Here is an 18,593-nt window from a genome sequence, read left to right on the forward strand (position 1 = left end):
CCCTCGACGTAGAGATGCCCGAGCCCCAGTCGCGCTTTGCATTGAGGTTACCGGGGTAGAAGCAGTCCTGCCCGCGATCGCAGTCACCTTGCGCGTGACGAAGGTTTCGCCGCTAGTCGCCCCCTCGCCATTGAACAGTGTCCTGGTGAGCCCGTATTCACAGCGCGGCAACGACGATGACGTGCAAATCGGCGGCAGGTGCAAGCTTTCCCCCCTGAATGTCGGACACCCGACATGATGACAAACCTGCTGCCGTTGCTTTGATGACACTTTCCTTTTGGCACGTTCGATGCAGCGGACCTTCCGAACAAACCTGCCGAATATCGTCCCATGATTACGCTCATCGAAGATTGCCATAGCCGCCATGAAGAGGCGACCAGATGACGCCGCGCGCACGCTAATTGTCGCTGATCTCGAGACCGATGTCCTCGGAGACGCCAGGCCTTTTCATTGCGGTTTCGAACATGCCGCTAGATCGGGAAACACCTGTAGGAGCAAGACAATGGAGCTCTCTTGCGTTGGGGTCGGTGCAGCGCCATCCAATTTGAGCCTTGCGTGTCAGATACACGAGCAAATCGGGCACGGGGCACTGTTCTTGGATCGGCAAGTTGACTTCCGCTGGCATCCAGGCAGCGCATTCGATTCCTCAGAACTCCAGGTCAGCCACTTCAAGGATCTGGTCACGCTGGTGGATCCGCGATCAGCCTACACTTTCATAAACTACCTGCACGAGAACGGACGTCTGTACCACTTCCTCAATGCACAGTTCGATGCTGTGCTCCGGGCTGAGTTCGAGCAATACCTGAACTGGGCGTTCCGCAGGAACCCACTTGTCCGCGGCGGTGAGACCGTCCGCGAAATACGCTATGACGGCGAGTTTCGCGTGCGGACGGACGATGCAGTTCTGACTGCTAGAGACCTGGTGGTCGGCATCGGCAAGCAAGCCCGGATTCCGTCTCAATTTCAGGGCTGGACCGGACCCAACCTTTTCCATTCATCCGATTTACTGCACATCCATCCCGAGCTGCGGCAAAAACATGTTTGCGTCGTTGGTGGGGGCCAGTCGGGAGCAGAGGTGCTGCTGCACCTTCTCAGTGTGCCAAGAGAACAGCGGCCTGCCTCGATCACCTGGGTCTCGCAGCGCGAAAACTACCTCCCCATCGATAACAGCCCATTCACAAACGAGTTGTTCATGCCCTGCTTTTCGGATCGTTTCGCGGCAAAGAGCGAGTCGAAGCGCAAGCTCTTCCTGCGGCGTTTCGTGCTTGCCTCGGACGGCATTTCGGAAAGCACTTTGCGCGCGCTCTATCAGGCGCTGTATCGCCACGAGTTTCCTGAGCCAGACCTGTATCAAATCGCACTGCGACCGGGTTGCAATGTTTCGCACTGCATCAACGCCGGCGCGGGCCATAGGTTGACCCTGCAGCGAGCGGGCGATGTCGAAGAAGTCACGGCCGATATCGTCCTCCTGGCCACCGGTTACGAGAGCGCCGTGCCAGACTTGTTGGAACCGATCGTTGACCGGCTGGAACAGACCGACAATGAATTGGTCATCGACGAGGATTTTTCGGTGTGCTGGGACGGACCCCGCGACCGACGCATCTTCGTACAGAACGCGAGTCCCGGGCACCGTGCGCTGGCCGATCCGAACCTTAGCCTGCTCGCGTGGCGTGCGCGCCGCATTCGCGGCAGCCTTCTACGGCGCGCCCCATGCGCGAACCCACAGCATCCTGGATTCATCAGCCATACCGTCCTCGAGAGCTGGTCCGACACTGTAGGCGAAGAAAGGAGCCGTGGGATATGATGTCGACTGTTGTTCGTTGCCGGTCGTATGCAAGGAATGATGCCCGGGGCGGTCGCGGTGAAGGCCGCGGTCAGCTCCGAAATGATCGTGAGGGACCAGTCTTTCGATCCATCCGCCGATCGCATGATCCCTGCAATGGTCAATTTCATACCAGATCGCTCACTCGCAAAAGCGCTGTGGGTTTGGCGGCCAAGGTTAGATCGGCGGGGTGCCGCCTTATGCGATGCGTCTCGTGGCGCGGCCGGGTGAACCGATGCGCCAGTCCCGGGTTTCCGGAACTCTCGGACGCGGCTCAGCCTCACATGGGCAGTCTTGCGCCAGGCTTCGACAGTACCTGTTTCGAAACAGTCGTACAGCTCTTGTCTGTGATGACCCCGCTGATCGGGCACGCGAACGGGAACTTGTCGCAAAGTTTGTCCGGCGCACCGCATACGTTGCGTGTGGCGGCGGCAAAGGGTTGGCTGCAGGAGCAGCGCCGCCTATTGGATGCTCGGCGCTGAATAATGTGCAGATCCTGCCGGACCAACAGCTCCTTCGAGGCCAAGTGCTTTCTTCGTTAAGGAGGGACAGCAAAGCCTTGCACACCACCAGCGCAACGCACCGCAAAACAGCGTCACCGCCTGCAAGCCATGGAGGGCCCTCAGCGACACAAGCTGACCAGGGCGCGAGTGCCTTACTGGGGTGCTCGACCAAACCAGTCTTTCAAAAGGAGGCTTTCCGCATGTTGACTGACACACAAAAAGACAAGTGGCACAAGGACGGATACGTCAGGCTCGAACGGTTCTTCGATCCCTTGGCTGTTGAGCGTATCTCCAGTTTTGTCGACAATGTTTCACGCTGGGACGTCAGCGATAACAAATGGATGCTGTGGTTCGAGAAGACGACGGATAATCGAAAGATAACCTCAAAAGCCGAGAATTTTCTCGACTTCCATGACCCCTTGCGGAACTTGCTCCTGGAAGATCAGCGCATCACGTCCTGCGTTGAGGAACTGCTTGACGAAGAGTCTCGCAGGCTCAAGGAACTGCTGATTTTCCACTATCCCGACAGCGGAGGCTACCGTCCGCACCAGGACATCTATCACATTCCACACAAGCTGTCCGACCGGATGGTCCATGCGGTCGTTGCCATAGGGATCGACGACTCTGACCCAGACAATGGCGGGCTTTTCTTCAGCCCCGGCAATCACAAGAAGGGGGTCTTTCCCATGGATGCCGGAGGGGTAATCGATCCGGCGGTCGCCGAAACATTCTACTGGGAACCCATATCATGGAAGGCTGGCGACGTCTTCATTTTCGACGATTACGCACCGCATTACTCGAGGCCCAACAAAAGCAATCGTTCGCGGCGGACGCTCTATTTGGTGTTCCAGCGGGCTTCAACCGGTGGACCGAGCCGCGCTGAATATAACGTTCTTAAGCGCGCCCTTAACGCGCCAGAGGGCAAAGTTGCCGATCTCGACAACCTCAAGCCCCCAAACGGCATTTTCTATCGCGATTAAGCTCTCGGAACGAGGCGAGGCGTGCACACGAAACTGATCGACCGCTCAAATAATGCAAGGAGGGTATGGGGTTCCGATTTGCCGGGTACTGGAGCATAGCCAGGCTTCCCGTTGCAACGCCTCGGCACCTCGATTGTGGAGGTGCTCGCCGCGCGGCCCTCTGTGACGCCACCTACAGCATTACTGGTGCGCCCGTCGTCGCTTGCCTGAAGAGCCGGATTGTTCAGGCGGGACGCCAACGGGTTTGCCTACCGCGTCTCTCCGTAACTTGGCAGCAGAGGCTGTTGTGCAGACGGCCGAAGATACCACTGCTCCAACAGCTGAGGTTCATCATGCGCAAATCCACGTTTTCTCGAACGGAGCTGTCGTGGGCGTTCGGCATCGACATGGCCACGATTGGAACGGGGAGCGCTGGCACGGGGTTTTCATTCGGAAAGGTCGGACCGGGCGTGACATCCCAGCCCCATCGGCACGACGAAATCGAGGCCTTCGTGGTCCTGTCTGGAGCGGGCAAGGTCAGGACCGACCTTGGGGAAATCTCGGTCAAGGCCGGCGACGTCGTTCTGTTCGACCCTTTTGAAGCGCATGTGCTGAGCAACGATGGGCACGAAGATCTAAACTTCGTCGATGTCTACTGGCGTGACGGCAAGGCCGCCCTTGATGCCGGTACACAGACCCCGACTCCGCGCGGACCGATCTTCATTTTCTCGACGCCGCCGACGCCCAATGGCGATCTGCATCTGGGGCATCTTTCAGGCCCTTATTTTGGCGCCGACGTGTACACACGTTTCCTGCGCATGAAAGGGGCCGAAGCCTACCACTTGACTGGGAGCGATGATTACCAGAGCTACGTCGCGAGGCGTGCCGATGCCGATCAAGCGACGCCCGCAAAGGTGGCGCGCCACTACGCCGCCGAGATCAGAGCCACGCTTGCACTTCTCGACTGTGAAGTCCACAGCTTCCTATCCACGTTCGGCGATGACGCTTATGCAGAGTTTCAAGCCGCGTGTTTCCGTGGTCTTCTGAGCAGCACGGCGGTAGATCTGCGCGAGAGCCCTGCGCTCTTCGATGCTGTTTCGGGCGACTACCTTTACGAACCGGATGTAAGCGGCCTCTGCCCCGATTGCGGCGGCTCCGCGGGCGGAAACATCTGCGAGGAATGCGGCGCGCCGAACCTGTGTCATGACTTAGGTGCAGCCCGGTCGCGGCACTCGGCCGAGGCGCCGGTGGTTGGCTACGTGCGCCGTGCCGAACTTGCGCTGGATCGGTGCTACGCCAATATCGACCGGCATCTAAGGTCATCAGGCGCCCCCGTTCGGATCATGGACCTCTTCGCGCGTCTACGCCAACGCGGCGACTTTTCGCTGCCCATTACCCACCCGTCGGCCTGGGGCCTGCCGGCCGAAGGGCTCCCGGGGCAGGTGATCTGGATTTGGCCGGAGATGGCTTTCGGTTTTCTTTACAACATCCAGGCGCTAGCTCGCTCACTGGGTCGCGACTGGAATGCGGCCAAGCCCAGCAATGACTGGCAGATTGTGCATTTCTTCGGTTTCGACAATTCCTTCTACCACGCGCTACTCTACCCCTCTCTTTATTCCGAGGTGTTCTCCCACTGGACGCCGCGCATTCGCTATCACGTGAACGAGTTTTACCTGCTCGACGCCCAGAAGTTCTCGACCAGCCGCGGCCATGCGGTCTGGGGCAAGGACGTTCTGGACCCAAAGACAGTCGACGTCGTGCGTCTCCATTTGGCCCTGACACGCCCGGAAGGTCAGCGGACGAACTTCACGCTGGACGCGCTGCGCCGCACTGGGAACGAGATATTTCAGGGGATCTGGCTGAATTGGCTTGATGCGCTGCACCGGGACATCCAGCAGGACTTTGGCGGCCGTGTGCCCGACGCAGGCGACTGGGCTTCGGCCGACCGCGCCTTTTTTGCTCAGATAGAGACCCATCGCGCGGCGATGGAACGCGCCTATTCGGACGAAGGCTTCTCGCTCCGTCGCGCGGCCGCACAGGCCTGCGATTTCGTGCGCGATTGCCTGATCTACCATCAGGCGCAAGACTATGCAGCGGCGCGACGTCTCTATCCCGCCCGCACCCGGACTTCGCTCGCGCTTCAGGCTACAGCCGCTGCGATCCTGGCGCAGACACTCGCACCGCTGATGCCCCGATTTGCCAGCACGCTGGCGAGAGGCATCGGCGCCTCAACCGAAATATGGCCTGCGTCCGTCCGGCGCCTTCCACCAGGGACGATCTTTGATATCGGACCCGTACTAGGGTTCTACGCGAAATCCGACAGTCCTATTCTCAATGACCATGGCCTATGAGCCACCCAAATCTTGACGAGGCATGCTCGGCATAAGCCGACAACTCTACGGGCCGCTACCAGACAGATTGAGACCAGACTGGCCCACCTGCTTCAGCGAGGCGGTCACGAATGCCCGTAGCAGCGCGTGGTCTACGCAGGAAATCTCGCCGGCGCGAGAGGCCCCTTACCCCATCTAGTAGCGATCAGAGAGACGTTCCGGCGCCGCCCCTCGACCAATACAACATATCCCTCTGCCCCGATGGCTTTCGCGGCGCGGCTCCAGGAAACTTGGGAAGTAGGAGCCCTTCCTCAGCTTGGGGATGCGCAGCTCGACCGTTCCGGCCCGCGTCTCCCAGTCCCTATCGCGGTAGCCATTGCGCTGGCCGGTCCGCAGCGCGCTCTTCTCGCCATAGCCGGCGCCGGTGGCGGCACCCACCTCCAGTTCCATCAGCCGCTCGGCGGCAAAGCCGATCATCTCGCGCAGGAGATCGGCATCGGGGGTCTTCTCCACGAGCGCGCGCAGGTTCATCATGTCGTCGGTCATCGGTGGTTCCTTCGAATCAGGTTGGTGTCAGCAACCCGACCTAACGGAAGAACATCGATCACCACCGCTGCGCCGCTCGCTCGCTTGTATGGGGTGATCTTTGTCAACGTGATCTTTCAGTCGTTCCGTCTCCTTGTTCAGCCGTGGCGCCCATTTGTTCTGCTTTGGCTTCGGGATCCATTGGGCGCCGCGCGCAGTGACGGTCAAGGGTGGGGCCTTTGGCCATCGCGAAGCGACTTGCCCTTGACGGTCACGAGCACGGCGGCAGCGTTACATTGAGCCGGCAGGTGCTGTTTGTAGAGGTCTACAACTTGCAAACCGAGGGGAGCTCGCCATCAGGCGCCGTAAAGTAAAGCGCCGCAAGCTTGTATGCGGTTGATCCTCGCGGATCAAAAACCATGATGCAGCCATACGCATCGGCGGCGAAGCTCCGGGCGGTGGGCCCATTCTACAGCGCGGCGTCGTAAGCCATGTGAGCGACCGGGATCACCACCACCTCGGATCGTTATCGGCAGACGCTATTGCAGCTGCCAAACTTCAATGCTCGTCCTAAACGCTCCTCCATGCTTTACACCGGACGCAGGGCTACTCCCGTCGGGATCTCGCCGGTCGTGACAAGTCGCCAGAATGCAATCAGTAGTTTGCGCGCCAAAGCCACGATCATTGTCTTGCGCGTACCGCCGCGGCCATCGGCCGTAAGTCCGGCATAGCGAGCGACGGCTCTCCGATCACGCAGGCCGCGTGAGAGAATCTCGTTCACCAGCATGTCCGCAGTCTCGATACCGACACCGATGATCCGCGAAAGAAGGCGAACCATTGCGAGCGGGCCCTTCTCCGCGTCCGGAACGACCGAGAGCTGCCGCAACCGCTCCTGTTCGATCTCATGGATTTGTTCACGCAACAGATGAAGCCGTCCGAGATTACGGCGCAACTCGGCTCGGCTTCGTTCCGGTAGGGGCATACCTTCCGCCGTATGCAGAGCCTCCAGTTTCTCCGCAGCTTTGCGCAGATTGGGTTTGAAGGCGCGAATGCCGAAGCGAGCGAGGATTGCCTTGATGCGGTTGACGATCCGTGTACGTTCGCGGACGAGATTGTCTCGTTCACGGTTCGGACGGCGGGCCTCCTCCTCATTGATGGTTGGGATGGCTGCCATGCTGCAGTGGCGCTTCTCGCCCCGCAGCCAGCCAAGAAAAGCGCGCATCAGCAGTTCGGTATCGAGGCGATGGTCTTGGCGCGCCGATGTTCGCGGGAAACCGCTACGCTCGATGGATGTATGACATAAGCCTCGACAGCGTGCGCCTGGAGCCAGCGCGCCAACCAAAAGCCGTCGCGTCCAGCCTCATAGGCGACTACGATGCGCCGGACTTCGCGCCCGGCTTGGATGGCTTCGCTGCGCCAGCGGCGCAACAGCCTGAGCACCGAATCCGGGTCGGCATCGAGCTTCTTGAGAGGATTACGTTCAAAGCCAGGGACCGTCGCAGCAATGAGCCACTTTGTCTGGCTCATCTCAATAACTGCGATCAACGTGCTGTCCTGATCAAGGGCGGTAAGGGATTTGCTTGCATCAAAGGATGGGGACATGGGGCGCTCCTTAGGTAGCTGCTCAACAGCGCCGAGGGTGCCACACGCTCGCCGCCGCCCATAGCATCTACGGCGCTGTTGAGGGCGCGCTCGCGAGCGGCTTCGCTACCGCCGAGCTACACCACCTCGCGGGAGTACGTCATGCCAAGCTGATGATTGCTTGTGGGTGCAAGTCCCATCCGGCCAAAACCGTAGCGGGCAAGCCGGGACCGAGTCTTGCGGGCGTCGCGGTAACGCGGGGTCTGAAGTGTAGACAGGAGCCATGCGGGGTGCGGGATTGAGCCTCGAAAGGTGGAAGTTCGCGGAGGCCGAGTGTGTTCCCTAAACACGAAGGCAGCATGAGCATCGTCGTTATGCGAGACGATGTCGCTCCGTCGGGGTCGAAGGCCGGATCACGCATGGAAGGTAATCATCGGAACATGAGAGGCCCGACCGGGTCCGCTGGATTGGTCTCCAGTGGGGGGCAGCAGCAAGGCACTGCCGGAGCTGCCGTCCGAGCTGAGGTCGGGAGTCGGACTGGTTCATAGTACTGATGAAACCGTCAAAGGAAACGAGACGCGTGGAGGGAAGGGGCCAGCCCGAGGGGAACCTGCGCGAGGAGGCCAGGGTCCGGACGCAGAGCCGGGTTGCCTTGCCGCCGCACCTTGAGCGGGTGAACGCGGCGGCCAGACAGGCTGCCCAAACCCGGTTCACCTCCCTGCTGCATCACGTCGATGAGGCCGCCCTATATCGGGCGTTTCGGCGACAGAAGCGGCAGGCGAGTGCTGGGGTCGATGGGATGACAGTGGCGAGGTACGAAGAGAGGCTGGAGGATAACCTCCGCGATCTCTGCGAACGGGTCCACGCCGGACGTTACCGGCCGCAGCCGGTGCGACGGGTCTATATTCCCAAAGCCGATGGCGGTAAGCGGCCACTCGGGGTGCCGGCGCTGGAAGACAAGATCGTCCAAGGCGCGGTCGCCGAGGTGCTGAGCGCTGTCTATGAGGCCGACTTCTGCGGGTTCTCCTATGGCTTTCGGCCGGGGCGGAACCCGCACATGGCGCTTGATGCATTGCACACGGCGATCATGAGCCAGCGCGTGAACTGGGTGCTCGATGCCGACATTCGCAGCTTCTTCGACTCGGTCGACCACGAGTGGCTGCTGCGGATGGTGGCGCATAGGATCGCTGATCCTCGTATCCTACGGCTCATCGGGCTGTGGCTGCGGGCCGGCGTCTTTGAGAGCGGCGAAAAGCAAGAGACGGACAGGGGTACCCCGCAGGGGGCGGGCATCAGCCCGCTCCTCGCCAACATCTTCCTCCACTACGTCCTCGATCTCTGGGCTCAGCTATGGCGTCGTCGCCATGCGCGCGGTTGCGTTGTGATCGTGCGCTACGCTGACGACTTCGTCATGGGCTTTGAGAAGAAGGCAGATGCAGAGGAGATGCTGCTGGCCCTCAGGACGCGGCTGGCCAGCTTTGGTCTGACGCTCCATGACGGCAAGACGCGGCTGATCGAGTTTGGCCGGTTCGCGGCCCTCTCCCGGCAGCGGCGTGGCGAGCGGCGGCCCGAGACCTTCGCCTTTCTGGGCTTCATCCACTATTGTGGGCGGACCCGGGACGGCCGGTTCATCGTGAAGCACAAAACGGAAGGGAAACGCCTGACGCGCAAGCTGACGGCGTTGCGGAAGGAGGCTTGGCGGTTCATGCACGCGCCACTGGCCACGCAGCACGAGTGGTTCGCCGCGGTCCTGCGTGGACACTACGGCTACTACGGCAGGCCGCACAACTACCCTGCGCTCAACGGGTTCTACCGGGAAGTGCGTCGGATATGGCTGCGCTGTCTGAGACAGCGCAGCCAGAAAAGCCGGCGCATGGGCTGGTTGGAGTTCGAGACCCTGACGGCACGCTTCCCCCTGCCCAATCCCCGCATCACTCGCACTTGGGCGCAGGCAAGGATATGACGCGGGTTACTCTCGGGAAGAGCCGGGTGCGGGAAATCCGCCCGCCCGGATCTGTGAGGGCGAAAGCCGAATGGCTGAGCTACTCGACCACGACCCTTCCCGCAGGGGCGGCAGCTCGCGCTGGCCATGGATTTTCGGCAAGCCTTGCCTGCGCGCGATTTGCCAAAGGGTCGAGCGGTGGGAAATGGGAGAACCTTATGCCTATGCGTTCCATCAAACCGATCTCGTCTCCATGATGACGCGGATCTTTCCGTATGCTGCAGTGGGATGGTGTCTGCTCCTCTCTACGACCATCGGGCAGGCCGATCTTCTGAACGAGGCCTAATCGCTATTCGGTCCCATCCCAAGGTATCCCCCAGCCTTGGAGCACAATCCGACAACCACGGAAAAAGTCGAACTGGGCAAGATGCTCTATTTCGAGACCCGGCTCTCCAAAGCACACAATATCAGCTGCAACACCTGCCATCACATCGGGCGTGCCGGCGCCGATGGCCGTTCCACCTCCTTGGGCCAGGATTGGCAGCACGGGGACGGAACGCACCAACCGTGCTCAACTCCGTATTCAATGCCGCTCTGTTCCGGGACGGACGCGCTGCTGACTTGAAGGAGCAAGCCGGTGGTCCCATCGCCAACCCGGTCGAGATGGGCATCACCCCCGATGAAGCTTGGTGCAACTCAAAGGCATCCCAGGCTACGTCGACGCATTTGACAACGCCTTTCCAGCCGATAGCGATCCTGTCACTTACGACAACATCGAGCAAGCCATTGCCGTATTCGAGGCTGCGCTGATCACGCCCAACGCCCCGTTCGACCGTTATCTCGAAGGCGACGAAAACGTGCTCACCGTAGAACAGAAGGAAGGCCGCTGCGTTCCTGAAAGCGCTCACCGGAGACCAGCCGCAGGTCACATATCCGAACTTGCCCCCAAGCATCGCCACGACAGTCGGCGGTGGCATGTATGCTCAGTTTGGCGTGGTTGAGCGGCCCGGTCAGCAATTGCTGCCGCCGGCGGACAGGGGGCGGGCCGAGGTTACCCAGAGTCCGGACGATGAATATGTCTTCAAGGTCCCAAGCTTGAGGAACGTCTCTCTTACGGCTCCTTATTTTCACAGCGGTCGGGTGTGGGACCTTGGGCAAGCGGTCACGGTGATGGACAGGGCACAGCTCGGCATTCGACTCACACCCGAGTCAGTGGCCGAGATCACCGAGGCCCGCCCAGTGATTGCGCGATCGACAAAGGTCCGCGCCGATGCAAACCGTGCTGTTGTGGTCTGGTGGCTAGATGTGAGCTTTCAGGAGGTTGTCCATTCGGCCCGGGCCGGGAAAGCTGAGGTTGTGACCTTGATATAGGTCTCGTCCAGGTGCCACTTGCCGGTGACACTTCGCCTGCGCCGGTTGAAGCGCTCCAGCAGTTGCGGCGAGAAGCGGACGACCCAGCGATGCACTGTGGAGTGATCGACACTCACGCCGCATTCGGCCATCATCTCTTCCAGATCGCGCAGGCTGAGACTGTAGGCGAGGTGCCAGCGCACGCACAACAGAATCACCGAATGGTCGAAATGACGGCCCTTGAACATGACAAGCTCCTCGGAAACTGAGGAGCCTTCATGCCCTCGTTGCCATTACCGAAGAGTTTGCGACAGATCCCTTCCATTCAGCGGAAAAGATCGCACCATTAAAGCCAGAGATCAAACAGCTAGGGCGTCCGTGATTGCGGTCTGTTCTCCGGGTTTCCATCGCGGGTGTGAGGTTCAGGCTCGCGCGGCTCCATGCCATGTGAGAAATCCAGCGCCAGGCAGTGCCGGAGAGTTCGCTGTGCGGGCAATCTCCGGAGAAAGCCACCACATTGAATTCGACGTGCGGCCTTAATCTTCCCGATCGAGTCCGAACAGAGTTTCCAACTTGGCGTGACCGGCTGGGAGAAAGATCACACGATCGACATGACCAAACTCGGCCGACAGTGCTGGCGCGCTAACGATAGAGATTGCGATGACCTCAAGCCTGATTGGCAGGTCAAACACTCTCGTATGAGACATTGAAGTTGTGGATGGAAGAGCCCGCCACGCGTGACCAGCGTCGCGACCACCTCATCAGGTATTGTCTCGTTCATTCTGCCAATGGGTCAGGGATAGCTCTCGGCTGCTTTCGGTCGTTAATCCGTTTGTGCAAAACACGACAATATCAGCTCGAAACACGACAGTATCAGCTCCGAGACAAGAGTGTGTCGGAGGCGAATGTTGCCGTTTCCCAATGTTCTTCTGGTTGGCACGACAAATGCAATGCTCTTCGCAGAGCGTCTGTACCAGCGAGTGATGAGAAATCGTCCCGCGCGCAAACGATAGAGTCTACGGTTATCGGATACCAGGAGAGAACATGATGACAAAAGTGCGGATGGTTGCGGCGCAGGGTGCGATAGCGCTCATCGTCCTTATGGGGGTGGGTCCGCAGGCTTTGGCGGCAGACCCTGCGCAACGTTACATCGCACAGGACCAGGGGACAGTGGAGGCGTCGAGCCCGTGGCAGATTCGCGTGCGCGCGTTGGGAGTGAAAACCAACGATTCAGGTTACGTAGGCGGGATCGCCGGTTCCAATCTCTCCTATTCAGACACCGTGACGCCGGAATTCGACATCTCCTATTTCTTCACCGAAAACATCGCTGCCGAACTCATACTCGCCACTACCTACGCCAACGTCGATGGCACCGGAGCAATCGGCGCGCTGGGGAATGTCGGCAAGGTATGGATACTGCCACCCACGCTCACGCTGCAGTATCATATCACCCACTTCGGGGCCTTCCGACCCTATGTCGGCGCCGGCCTGAACTACACCGTCTTCTATAATCAGAGTGTCGGCAGCGCCGATGCTCTCCACGTGAAGAACACGTTTGGTGCCGCGCTGCAGGTCGGCTTCGACTACATGGTGGATCGACACTGGGGGGTCAACGTCGATGTCAAGAAGCTGTTCCTGGAACCAGATTTTACCGTCAAAGTGGCCGGCGCCGATCTGAAGGGCAAGGCCAAGCTAGACCCCTGGTTGATTGGTGCAGGCGTCACTTACCGCTTCTAACAGGTCGGCGATTGAACCTCGGCATCGATTTTAGAAGCGGCGAAAACGCCCAATGAAAGACTTGAGGGCAGACCGGATCCCGTCCAGGCTGTTCCTCAATCTTACGCCGTGCAATATGGGCGAGCACCTCATTCGTAGGTGCTAGGCCCGGCCTACATACTCGGCCTTCGACATGCATTTGACGCAGACCATCGATCCTGGTTTTCCCAGCTCTATTTACGGCCGGTATGTCACTGATGGACACGACCGATAGCATGCCAATGACGCGAGCCTACGGCTGGGCCCTCGTCAATCCAATCCGGACGCTTTGGTACAACTTAACGATCTCAGCCACACGCATATCTCCTTCACACCCGGCCAGCGCAAAGAATGGGGAAAGATGCCCGCGGATGATTTGATCCTGGCCAATGCCAGGATGCTTGACGGGAAGGGCTTCGCCGGGGCGTCGGAATCGTGGCTGCGCATCGCGGATGGCGTGATCGCGGAGATCTCCGAGAAGCCGATCTCCTCAGAGGCGGCGCGCACCATCGACCTGAAGGGCCGCACCCTGATGCCAGGGCTTATCGACTGCCACGTACATGTGACGGCGATCACCGTCGACGCTGGCCGCACGGCGATGCTTCCGGTCGTGACGGGGTCGCCTTCGGCGCGGCGCGCATCATGAAGCAGATGCTGATGCGCGGCTTCACGACGGTGCGCGACGTCGGCGGGGCGACGCGGCCGCTGGCCCAGGCTGAGGAAGCCGGCCAGATCGAGGGACCGCGTCTCGTCTTCTGCGGCAAGGCGCTCTCCCAAACCGGCGGTCACAGCGACTATCGCGGCTTCGTCGACAACCGTAGCGCCGAGTCCCAGACCTACCGTCTCGGCGCGATGGGGCGGGTCTGCGACGGCGTCGACGCCGTTCGTCAGGCTGCCCGCGACGAAATCCGCCAGGGGCTCGGTTCATCAAGGCGATGGCTAATGGCGGCGTGTCGTCGCCGACGGATCCCATCAACTTCCAGCAGTTCTCGATATCAGAGCTGGAGGCCATCGTCGAAGAGGCGGCGAACGCTCAGACCTATGTCTCCGCGCATCTCTATACCGACGAGGCGATCTCGCGTGCCGTGCGGTGCGGTGTGCGCTCGGTTGAACATACCAACTTGGCGCCTCATGAAGGAACGCGGCGCTATCGCCTGCCCCACACTGGTGGCCTACGAAGCCCTGCACAAGGATGCCAAGGCGCTGGGCCTGCCGGACGTGTCCGTCGCGAAGATCGACGACGTCCGGCTGCGCAGCCGGGGCTCGCTCGAAATTCTCCAGAAGGCCGGGGTGACGATGGCGTTCGGCACCGATCTCCTGGGCGAAATGCACAAGTACCAGTCCGACGAATTCACCATACGCGCCGAGGTGCTGCCGCCGATCGAGGTGATCAGGTCCACGACGTGCTATGCGGCCGAGTTGCTGCGCATGACCGGCAAGGTCGGATCGCTCAGGTCGGCGTCTTCGCCGACCTGAGCTGCGATGAAGATGAAGAGTTCCCAATAGATCTCTTGCCACTCCGTGTTGGCGCGGATGGCTGCGGCAAGGGCGATTGGATCGAGAAGCCCGATGAACATGACAAGCGTCGTGTCCTTGACGAGACCGATGAAAGTATTCACGATCCCCGGAATGGAGATCTTGAGAAATACCGATGCCGATTTCCTTGAGCCTAAAGGCAATGCCGTCGTCGGAGAGTACCTCATGCGGCGATTCCGTCGATAGCCTTGCCTTGATCTGGCGGCGAATGGCTTCAGCGGAGTGCGCCGTGCCGCCTTGGTAGGAAGCCATCGCGGCGGTGAAGAAATACTTCAGTTCGAATATACCACGTGGCGTGAGCATATACTTGTTCGACGTCACCCGGCTTACGGTCGACGCATGCATGTTGATCGCCTCGGCGACGGCTCTGAGATTGAGTGGCTGCAGGCGGGCAACGCCGTGTCCCAGGAACGCGTCTTGCTGACGGACCATTTCAGCCGCTACTTGAGGATCGTGATGGCGCGCTGATCGAGGCTACGGATCAGCCAATTCGTAAGCGGTGTTCTCAGGCCACGGCCTTGAGTTCGTGCGCGGTGATGTAGGCCCAGGGCAGCAACTCGTCGATTTGCCTGTTGGGGTGTCCGTTGACGATCTTGGTGAGGACGTCGGCGAGATAGCCGAGCGGCTCGACGCCGTTGAGCTTGCAGGTTTATGCCGAACGCCGAACTATGCCGAGCTGGCGCGTTTCCGCCAGCGTTTTTCATGGTTTAGCCGTAGCTGGAACGGCATAGATTAGGGTCTCTCCGTCGCGATTGGCGCGAAGGAGAGGACACATGAATGCAAGTGATTATCTGCAACGCAGTACGCTGTATCGGAAGCTGATCCACGGCCCCTATGGCGAGTTTTCACGCGTTTACGCAGCCAGATTGACGCGCGAAGGCTATGCTCGGCAGTGCACCTGGCGATCGCTAAGCCTGTTTCGCGACCTGATGGATTGGCACGTTGGCAGCGGGCACGCTCCCCAGGATTTAAGCGAAGATCATGTTGAGCGGTTTCTTGAACACCGCTCCAAACACTGGACTCGCGACTCGGGCGATCGATCGGCGCTCCGGCGCTTGCTTTCTGCATTGCGACGGGAAGGCTTGATCCCAGCTGCCCTCCCGATTGAGCGCACGGAGCATCAGCAGATAGTTGATGTTTTCGCGGATTATCTCACGAATGAGAGGGGACTCGCCGCCTCGACGGTGGAAAGCCATAAGCTGCTGTCACATCGATTTCTGCAGGAGGTCTGTCCGGCTGGCGCAGTTGGGTTCGCGGCGCTCACCCCGGAGATCGTCATCGGTTATGTCGAGCGACATGCTCTCGACGGCTCCGCCGACAGCGGCAAGGCGATGTGCGGGGTGGTGCGCGCCTTCCTGCGCTACTTGCATCTGAAGGGTTTCATTTCGGCAGCGCTGGTCGATTGCGTGCCATCAATACGCCGCTGGCGGCTTGCTGGCCTGCCAACTTTCTTGCCGCCACAGAAGGTTCAGAAGGTTCTGGATGCCTGCGACCGGACCACGGCAATGGGGCTTCGGGATCATGCGGTTCTGATGGTGCTGGCCAAGCTTGGCTTGCGCGCCAGCGAGGTTGCGGCGCTCAGTCTTGACGATATCGACTGGCAGTTGGGCAGTATCCTTGTCCATGGCAAGGGACGAAGGCAAGCGACGGTGCCGCTTCGCCATGATGTCGGCGCAGCTATCGTCGCTTACATCCGGCACGGGCGACCGGCTTCAGCGTGTCGTCGGCTGTTTCTGCGGATCCTTGCGCCACATGTCGGCTTTTCCTCCGGCTGCGCCATCACGATGATAGCGAAAGAGGCACTCGAGCGGGCGGGCATTCATGGTTATGCGCACCACGGCGCCCACCTCTTCCGCCACAGCCTTGCAACTGACTTGCTGCGGTCGGGCGCCAGCTTTGCCGAGATCGGCCAGTTGCTTCGCCACCAGAACACCGACAGCACAAGGATCTATGCCAAGCTCGATATCGAGAAGCTGCGCGAACTGAGCCTGCCCTGGCCGGGAGGTGTCCAATGAGCCGGCTTCGCACCGCGCTTGAGCGCTATGTGGGCATGCGCCAGGGGCTGGGATACAAGTACCATGGCCCCGCCCAGCGGTTATCGGATTTCGTCACCTTCATGGAGGCTCGCGGTGCCGAGACAATCACCACTGCGCTGGCGATGGAGTGGGTGACATTGATCGGCCGGCAACCGAGCTGGTCCATCCGCCTGACCGATGTGCGCTGCTTCGCTCAACACCTCACTCATTTCGACACCCTGACGGAAGTGCCACCTCAAGATGCTGTGCCGCCAGCGCGGCGGGCAAAGCCCTACATCTATACCGATACAGAGATCACGGCGCTTTTGGCGGCGGCATTGTCGCTGCCGCCAGCCAACGCCCTGCGTCGCTGGACGTATCATTGCCTGTTCGGATTGATAGCGGTAGCCGGACTACGCCATTCCGAAGCGCTCAGTTTGCGCCGGGATGACGTCGATCTCGACCAAGGCGTCCTCACCGTTCGGGAGTCGAAGTTCGGCAAGTCGCGGCTGGTCCCGCTCCATGCCACGACGGTCGCCGTGCTGTCGGACTATGCCAGGCGACGCGACGCGCATCTCGGCGCGCCGCGCAGCCCCTGTTTCTTTGTCGCTGAGCAGGGCGGCAGATTGCTGCACCAATACGTGCACCGCGTGTTCTGGCAACTGTCGCGACAGATCGGCCTGCGGCAAAAGGGGCAGCGCAACGGTCCACGGGTTCACGATTTGCGCCATCGTTTCGCCGTCCAGACCCTGATCAACTGGTACCGTGCGGGCGAAGATGTCGAGCGCGAGCTGCCGGTCCTCTCCACCTTTCTCGGCCACGCCTGTGTTCGCGACACCTACTGGTACCTGTCCGCTGCGCCAGAGCTGATGGTCCATGCTGCGCGACGACTGGATAAGCGGTGGGAGGCTTGCTCATGAGGGCCCCGAACGATCTGGCCGTGCTGATCGAGCGGTGGTTCACCGATAGGCTCATGCGGCATCGAGGCGTAAGCTCCAACACCATCGCTTCCTATCGCGACACCTTCCGACTCCTGTTTGCGTTCGCGCAGACGCGCCTTGACAGGTCTCCAACGCAATTGATGCTGCGGGATTTGGACGCTCCTTTTATCGGCGCATTCCTGGAGGACCTTGAGAAGAAGCGATCCGCCTCTGTAAGGACGCGGAATCTCCGTCTCACCGCCATTCGGTCTTTCTTCAGATACGCGTCGTTCGAGGAGCCGGCGCATAGTGCCCACATTCAACGCGTGCTCGCGATCCCCAGCAAGCGATATGACAAGCGACAGCTGCAATTTCTTACCAGACCCGAGATTGAAGCGATCCTGGCCTGCCCGGATCGTAGCACATGGCTGGGACGGCGCGATCACACTCTGCTGTTGCTGGCTGTGCAAACGGGGTTGCGGGTCTCGGAGGTCGTCGATCTCGATCGGGACTCTGTGACACTCGACCGCGGTGCCCATGTGAGATGCGTTGGCAAGGGCCGGAAGGAGCGAAGTACGCCGCTCACCAAGGTCGCACAGCAAGCCCTCCGGTTCTGGCTCAAGGAGCCTAGGAAGCGAGGCGCAACGGCTCTTTTTCCGAACATGCACGGCGGCAGGCTTAGCGCCGACAGCGTGCAGGCGCTGCTGAGCAAATATGTCGTCAAGGCGCGCGAGCACTGCGTCTCTCTGCGCTCAAAGCGGGTATCTCCCCATGTCTTGCGGCACAGCGCTGCCATGTTGGGGTGGACGGCTCCCAACGGCATCGCAATGTGCCAGAATGAGTTCGTTGAAAGCTCAATCGAGGGAGACCGTCCGTGGAAAAGATTATCAGAATTGGCATTTTATGCCGAATGCCGAACTATGCCGAGCGCCCTGTTCGGTGATGGCCGTATGCACCGCTTCCACCGCAAATTCGACAGGGACCAGTCGTTTACACTCGGCATAGTTCTCACCCTCAAAGGGCGTTCAGGAATTCCAGAAGCCGGTCGTTTGGTCGAAAGCGCTCGGCCTTCGCGCGGTCGTACGGCTTCAGCTTGGCGAGTGCGGATTCCTTCAGTTCAAGATGCGCGTGAAGGTAGGTTAGCGTCGTTTCGGTCGTCTCATGACCCAGCCACAGAGCGATGACCGAGCAATCGACGCCCGCCTGCAGCAGTTCCATATGTGGACGGCTCCCCCTTGCAAGTGTTTTTTACAGATATTGTTGATCGGATCGCTTGCTTCCATATGTGCGGCCTTTGTGTGTGGTCGCACATGACCACTGGCCAAGATGGTTTCCGCAACGCATGTTCCTAACAC

10 protein-coding genes and 9 pseudogenes are annotated in these 18,593 nt (G+C 60.3%); 13 read left to right on the top strand and 6 right to left on the bottom strand.

The window, feature by feature from the left end:
* Positions 1 to 502: 502 nt before the first annotated feature.
* The 3 genes from RFN28_RS16590 (at position 503) to RFN28_RS16600 (ending at position 5,635) form a co-directional block, all read left to right on the top strand.
* A complete protein-coding gene (locus RFN28_RS16590) occupies positions 503 to 1,804 on the top strand; it encodes a lysine N(6)-hydroxylase/L-ornithine N(5)-oxygenase family protein (protein ID WP_320288382.1) in 1,302 nt (433 codons plus the stop codon).
* Positions 1,805 to 2,525: 721 nt separating this feature from the next.
* Entirely contained in the window at positions 2,526 to 3,305 is a 780-nt protein-coding gene (locus tag RFN28_RS16595) for a phytanoyl-CoA dioxygenase family protein (RefSeq protein ID WP_320288383.1), read from the top strand.
* Positions 3,306 to 3,637: 332 nt separating this feature from the next.
* The gene (locus RFN28_RS16600; RefSeq protein ID WP_320288384.1) at positions 3,638 to 5,635 is read left to right on the top strand and encodes a class I tRNA ligase family protein; all 1,998 of its coding nucleotides are present in this window, start codon (positions 3,638 to 3,640) and stop codon (positions 5,633 to 5,635) included.
* Positions 5,636 to 5,872: 237 nt separating this feature from the next.
* Here RFN28_RS16600 and RFN28_RS16605 read toward each other — a convergent pair.
* A pseudogene (locus tag RFN28_RS16605) lies at positions 5,873 to 6,160 on the bottom strand (transposase); the annotation flags it as partial.
* A 568-nt stretch (positions 6,161 to 6,728) separates the two neighbouring features.
* Positions 6,729 to 7,741, bottom strand: a pseudogene (locus RFN28_RS34870) (transposase).
* A 532-nt stretch (positions 7,742 to 8,273) separates the two neighbouring features.
* Between RFN28_RS34870 and ltrA the strand changes: the two are divergent.
* The 3 genes and pseudogenes from ltrA to RFN28_RS34875 all read left to right on the top strand — a co-directional run bounded on the left by ltrA (position 8,274) and on the right by RFN28_RS34875 (position 10,663).
* A complete protein-coding gene (gene ltrA / locus RFN28_RS16620) occupies positions 8,274 to 9,683 on the top strand; it encodes a group II intron reverse transcriptase/maturase (RefSeq protein ID WP_112099315.1) in 1,410 nt (469 codons plus the stop codon).
* A gap of 70 nt (positions 9,684 to 9,753) precedes the next feature.
* Positions 9,754 to 10,008: a hypothetical protein gene (locus RFN28_RS16625; protein ID WP_320288387.1), complete on the top strand. Its 255-nt coding sequence runs from the start codon at positions 9,754 to 9,756 to the stop codon at positions 10,006 to 10,008.
* An 81-nt stretch (positions 10,009 to 10,089) separates the two neighbouring features.
* Positions 10,090 to 10,663: pseudogene (locus RFN28_RS34875) on the top strand (cytochrome-c peroxidase).
* A gap of 357 nt (positions 10,664 to 11,020) precedes the next feature.
* On the opposite strand, the pseudogene RFN28_RS16635 reads toward RFN28_RS34875, so the two are convergent.
* Positions 11,021 to 11,260 (bottom strand): annotated as a pseudogene (locus RFN28_RS16635) (IS6 family transposase); the annotation flags it as partial.
* A 799-nt stretch (positions 11,261 to 12,059) separates the two neighbouring features.
* On the opposite strand from RFN28_RS16635, the gene RFN28_RS16640 reads away from it, so the two are divergent.
* From RFN28_RS16640 to RFN28_RS34785, 4 genes and pseudogenes are all read left to right on the top strand, one after another.
* Positions 12,060 to 12,749 carry an OmpW/AlkL family protein gene (locus tag RFN28_RS16640; protein WP_320288429.1) on the top strand — a complete coding sequence of 230 codons (690 nt, stop codon included), beginning with the start codon at positions 12,060 to 12,062 and terminating at the stop codon, positions 12,747 to 12,749.
* Positions 12,750 to 12,940: 191 nt separating this feature from the next.
* A pseudogene (locus tag RFN28_RS16645) lies at positions 12,941 to 13,090 on the top strand (HoxN/HupN/NixA family nickel/cobalt transporter); the annotation flags it as partial.
* 38 nt (positions 13,091 to 13,128) lie between these two features.
* Positions 13,129 to 13,413, top strand: a complete 285-nt coding sequence (locus RFN28_RS16650) for an amidohydrolase family protein (RefSeq protein ID WP_320288390.1) — start codon at positions 13,129 to 13,131, stop codon at positions 13,411 to 13,413.
* A 289-nt stretch (positions 13,414 to 13,702) separates the two neighbouring features.
* Positions 13,703 to 14,434 (top strand): hypothetical protein, encoded by a 732-nt coding sequence (locus tag RFN28_RS34785; protein ID WP_347349860.1) that lies wholly within the window; start codon positions 13,703 to 13,705, stop codon positions 14,432 to 14,434.
* Here RFN28_RS34785 and RFN28_RS16665 read toward each other — a convergent pair.
* Both RFN28_RS16665 and RFN28_RS16670 read right to left on the bottom strand, forming a co-directional pair.
* Positions 14,406 to 14,794: pseudogene (locus RFN28_RS16665) on the bottom strand (RNA polymerase factor sigma-54); the annotation flags it as partial. The gene RFN28_RS34785 and the pseudogene RFN28_RS16665 overlap by 29 nt on opposite strands.
* A gap of 14 nt (positions 14,795 to 14,808) precedes the next feature.
* Positions 14,809 to 14,952, bottom strand: a pseudogene (locus RFN28_RS16670) (transposase domain-containing protein); the annotation flags it as partial.
* Between the two features lie 124 nt (positions 14,953 to 15,076).
* Here RFN28_RS16670 and RFN28_RS16675 point away from each other — a divergent pair.
* The 3 genes and pseudogenes from RFN28_RS16675 to RFN28_RS16685 all read left to right on the top strand — a co-directional run.
* Entirely contained in the window at positions 15,077 to 16,318 is a 1,242-nt protein-coding gene (locus RFN28_RS16675; RefSeq protein WP_320288393.1) for a site-specific integrase, read from the top strand.
* Positions 16,315 to 17,238: a tyrosine-type recombinase/integrase gene (locus RFN28_RS16680; RefSeq protein ID WP_320288394.1), complete on the top strand. Its 924-nt coding sequence runs from the start codon at positions 16,315 to 16,317 to the stop codon at positions 17,236 to 17,238. Before RFN28_RS16675 ends, RFN28_RS16680 begins: the two co-directional genes overlap by 4 nt.
* Positions 17,235 to 18,035, top strand: a pseudogene (locus tag RFN28_RS16685) (tyrosine-type recombinase/integrase); the annotation flags it as partial. The gene RFN28_RS16680 and the pseudogene RFN28_RS16685, both read left to right, overlap by 4 nt.
* A 217-nt stretch (positions 18,036 to 18,252) precedes the next feature.
* Here the strand turns inward: RFN28_RS16685 and RFN28_RS16690 are convergent.
* Positions 18,253 to 18,456, bottom strand: a pseudogene (locus tag RFN28_RS16690) (integrase); the annotation flags it as partial.
* Between the last annotated feature and the right edge of the window lie 137 nt (positions 18,457 to 18,593).

This window comes from Mesorhizobium album, assembly GCF_033977205.1.
GTDB classification, from domain to species: Bacteria; Pseudomonadota; Alphaproteobacteria; order Rhizobiales; family Rhizobiaceae; genus Mesorhizobium; species Mesorhizobium album.

Bases quoted from the DNA above. Each gene is read 5' to 3' on its own strand.
- RFN28_RS16590 (WP_320288382.1), top strand. From the start codon at position 503: ATGGAGCTCTCTTGCGTTGGGGTCGGTGCAGCGCCATCCAATTTGAGC.
- RFN28_RS16595 (WP_320288383.1), top strand. From the start codon at position 2,526: ATGTTGACTGACACACAAAAAGACAAGTGGCACAAGGACGGATACGTC.
- RFN28_RS16600 (WP_320288384.1), top strand. From the start codon at position 3,638: ATGCGCAAATCCACGTTTTCTCGAACGGAGCTGTCGTGGGCGTTCGGC.
- ltrA (WP_112099315.1), top strand. From the start codon at position 8,274: ATGAAACCGTCAAAGGAAACGAGACGCGTGGAGGGAAGGGGCCAGCCC.
- RFN28_RS16625 (WP_320288387.1), top strand. From the start codon at position 9,754: ATGGCTGAGCTACTCGACCACGACCCTTCCCGCAGGGGCGGCAGCTCG.
- RFN28_RS16640 (WP_320288429.1), top strand. From the start codon at position 12,060: ATGACAAAAGTGCGGATGGTTGCGGCGCAGGGTGCGATAGCGCTCATC.
- RFN28_RS16650 (WP_320288390.1), top strand. From the start codon at position 13,129: ATGCCCGCGGATGATTTGATCCTGGCCAATGCCAGGATGCTTGACGGG.
- RFN28_RS34785 (WP_347349860.1), top strand. From the start codon at position 13,703: ATGGCTAATGGCGGCGTGTCGTCGCCGACGGATCCCATCAACTTCCAG.
- RFN28_RS16675 (WP_320288393.1), top strand. From the start codon at position 15,077: ATGAATGCAAGTGATTATCTGCAACGCAGTACGCTGTATCGGAAGCTG.
- RFN28_RS16680 (WP_320288394.1), top strand. From the start codon at position 16,315: ATGAGCCGGCTTCGCACCGCGCTTGAGCGCTATGTGGGCATGCGCCAG.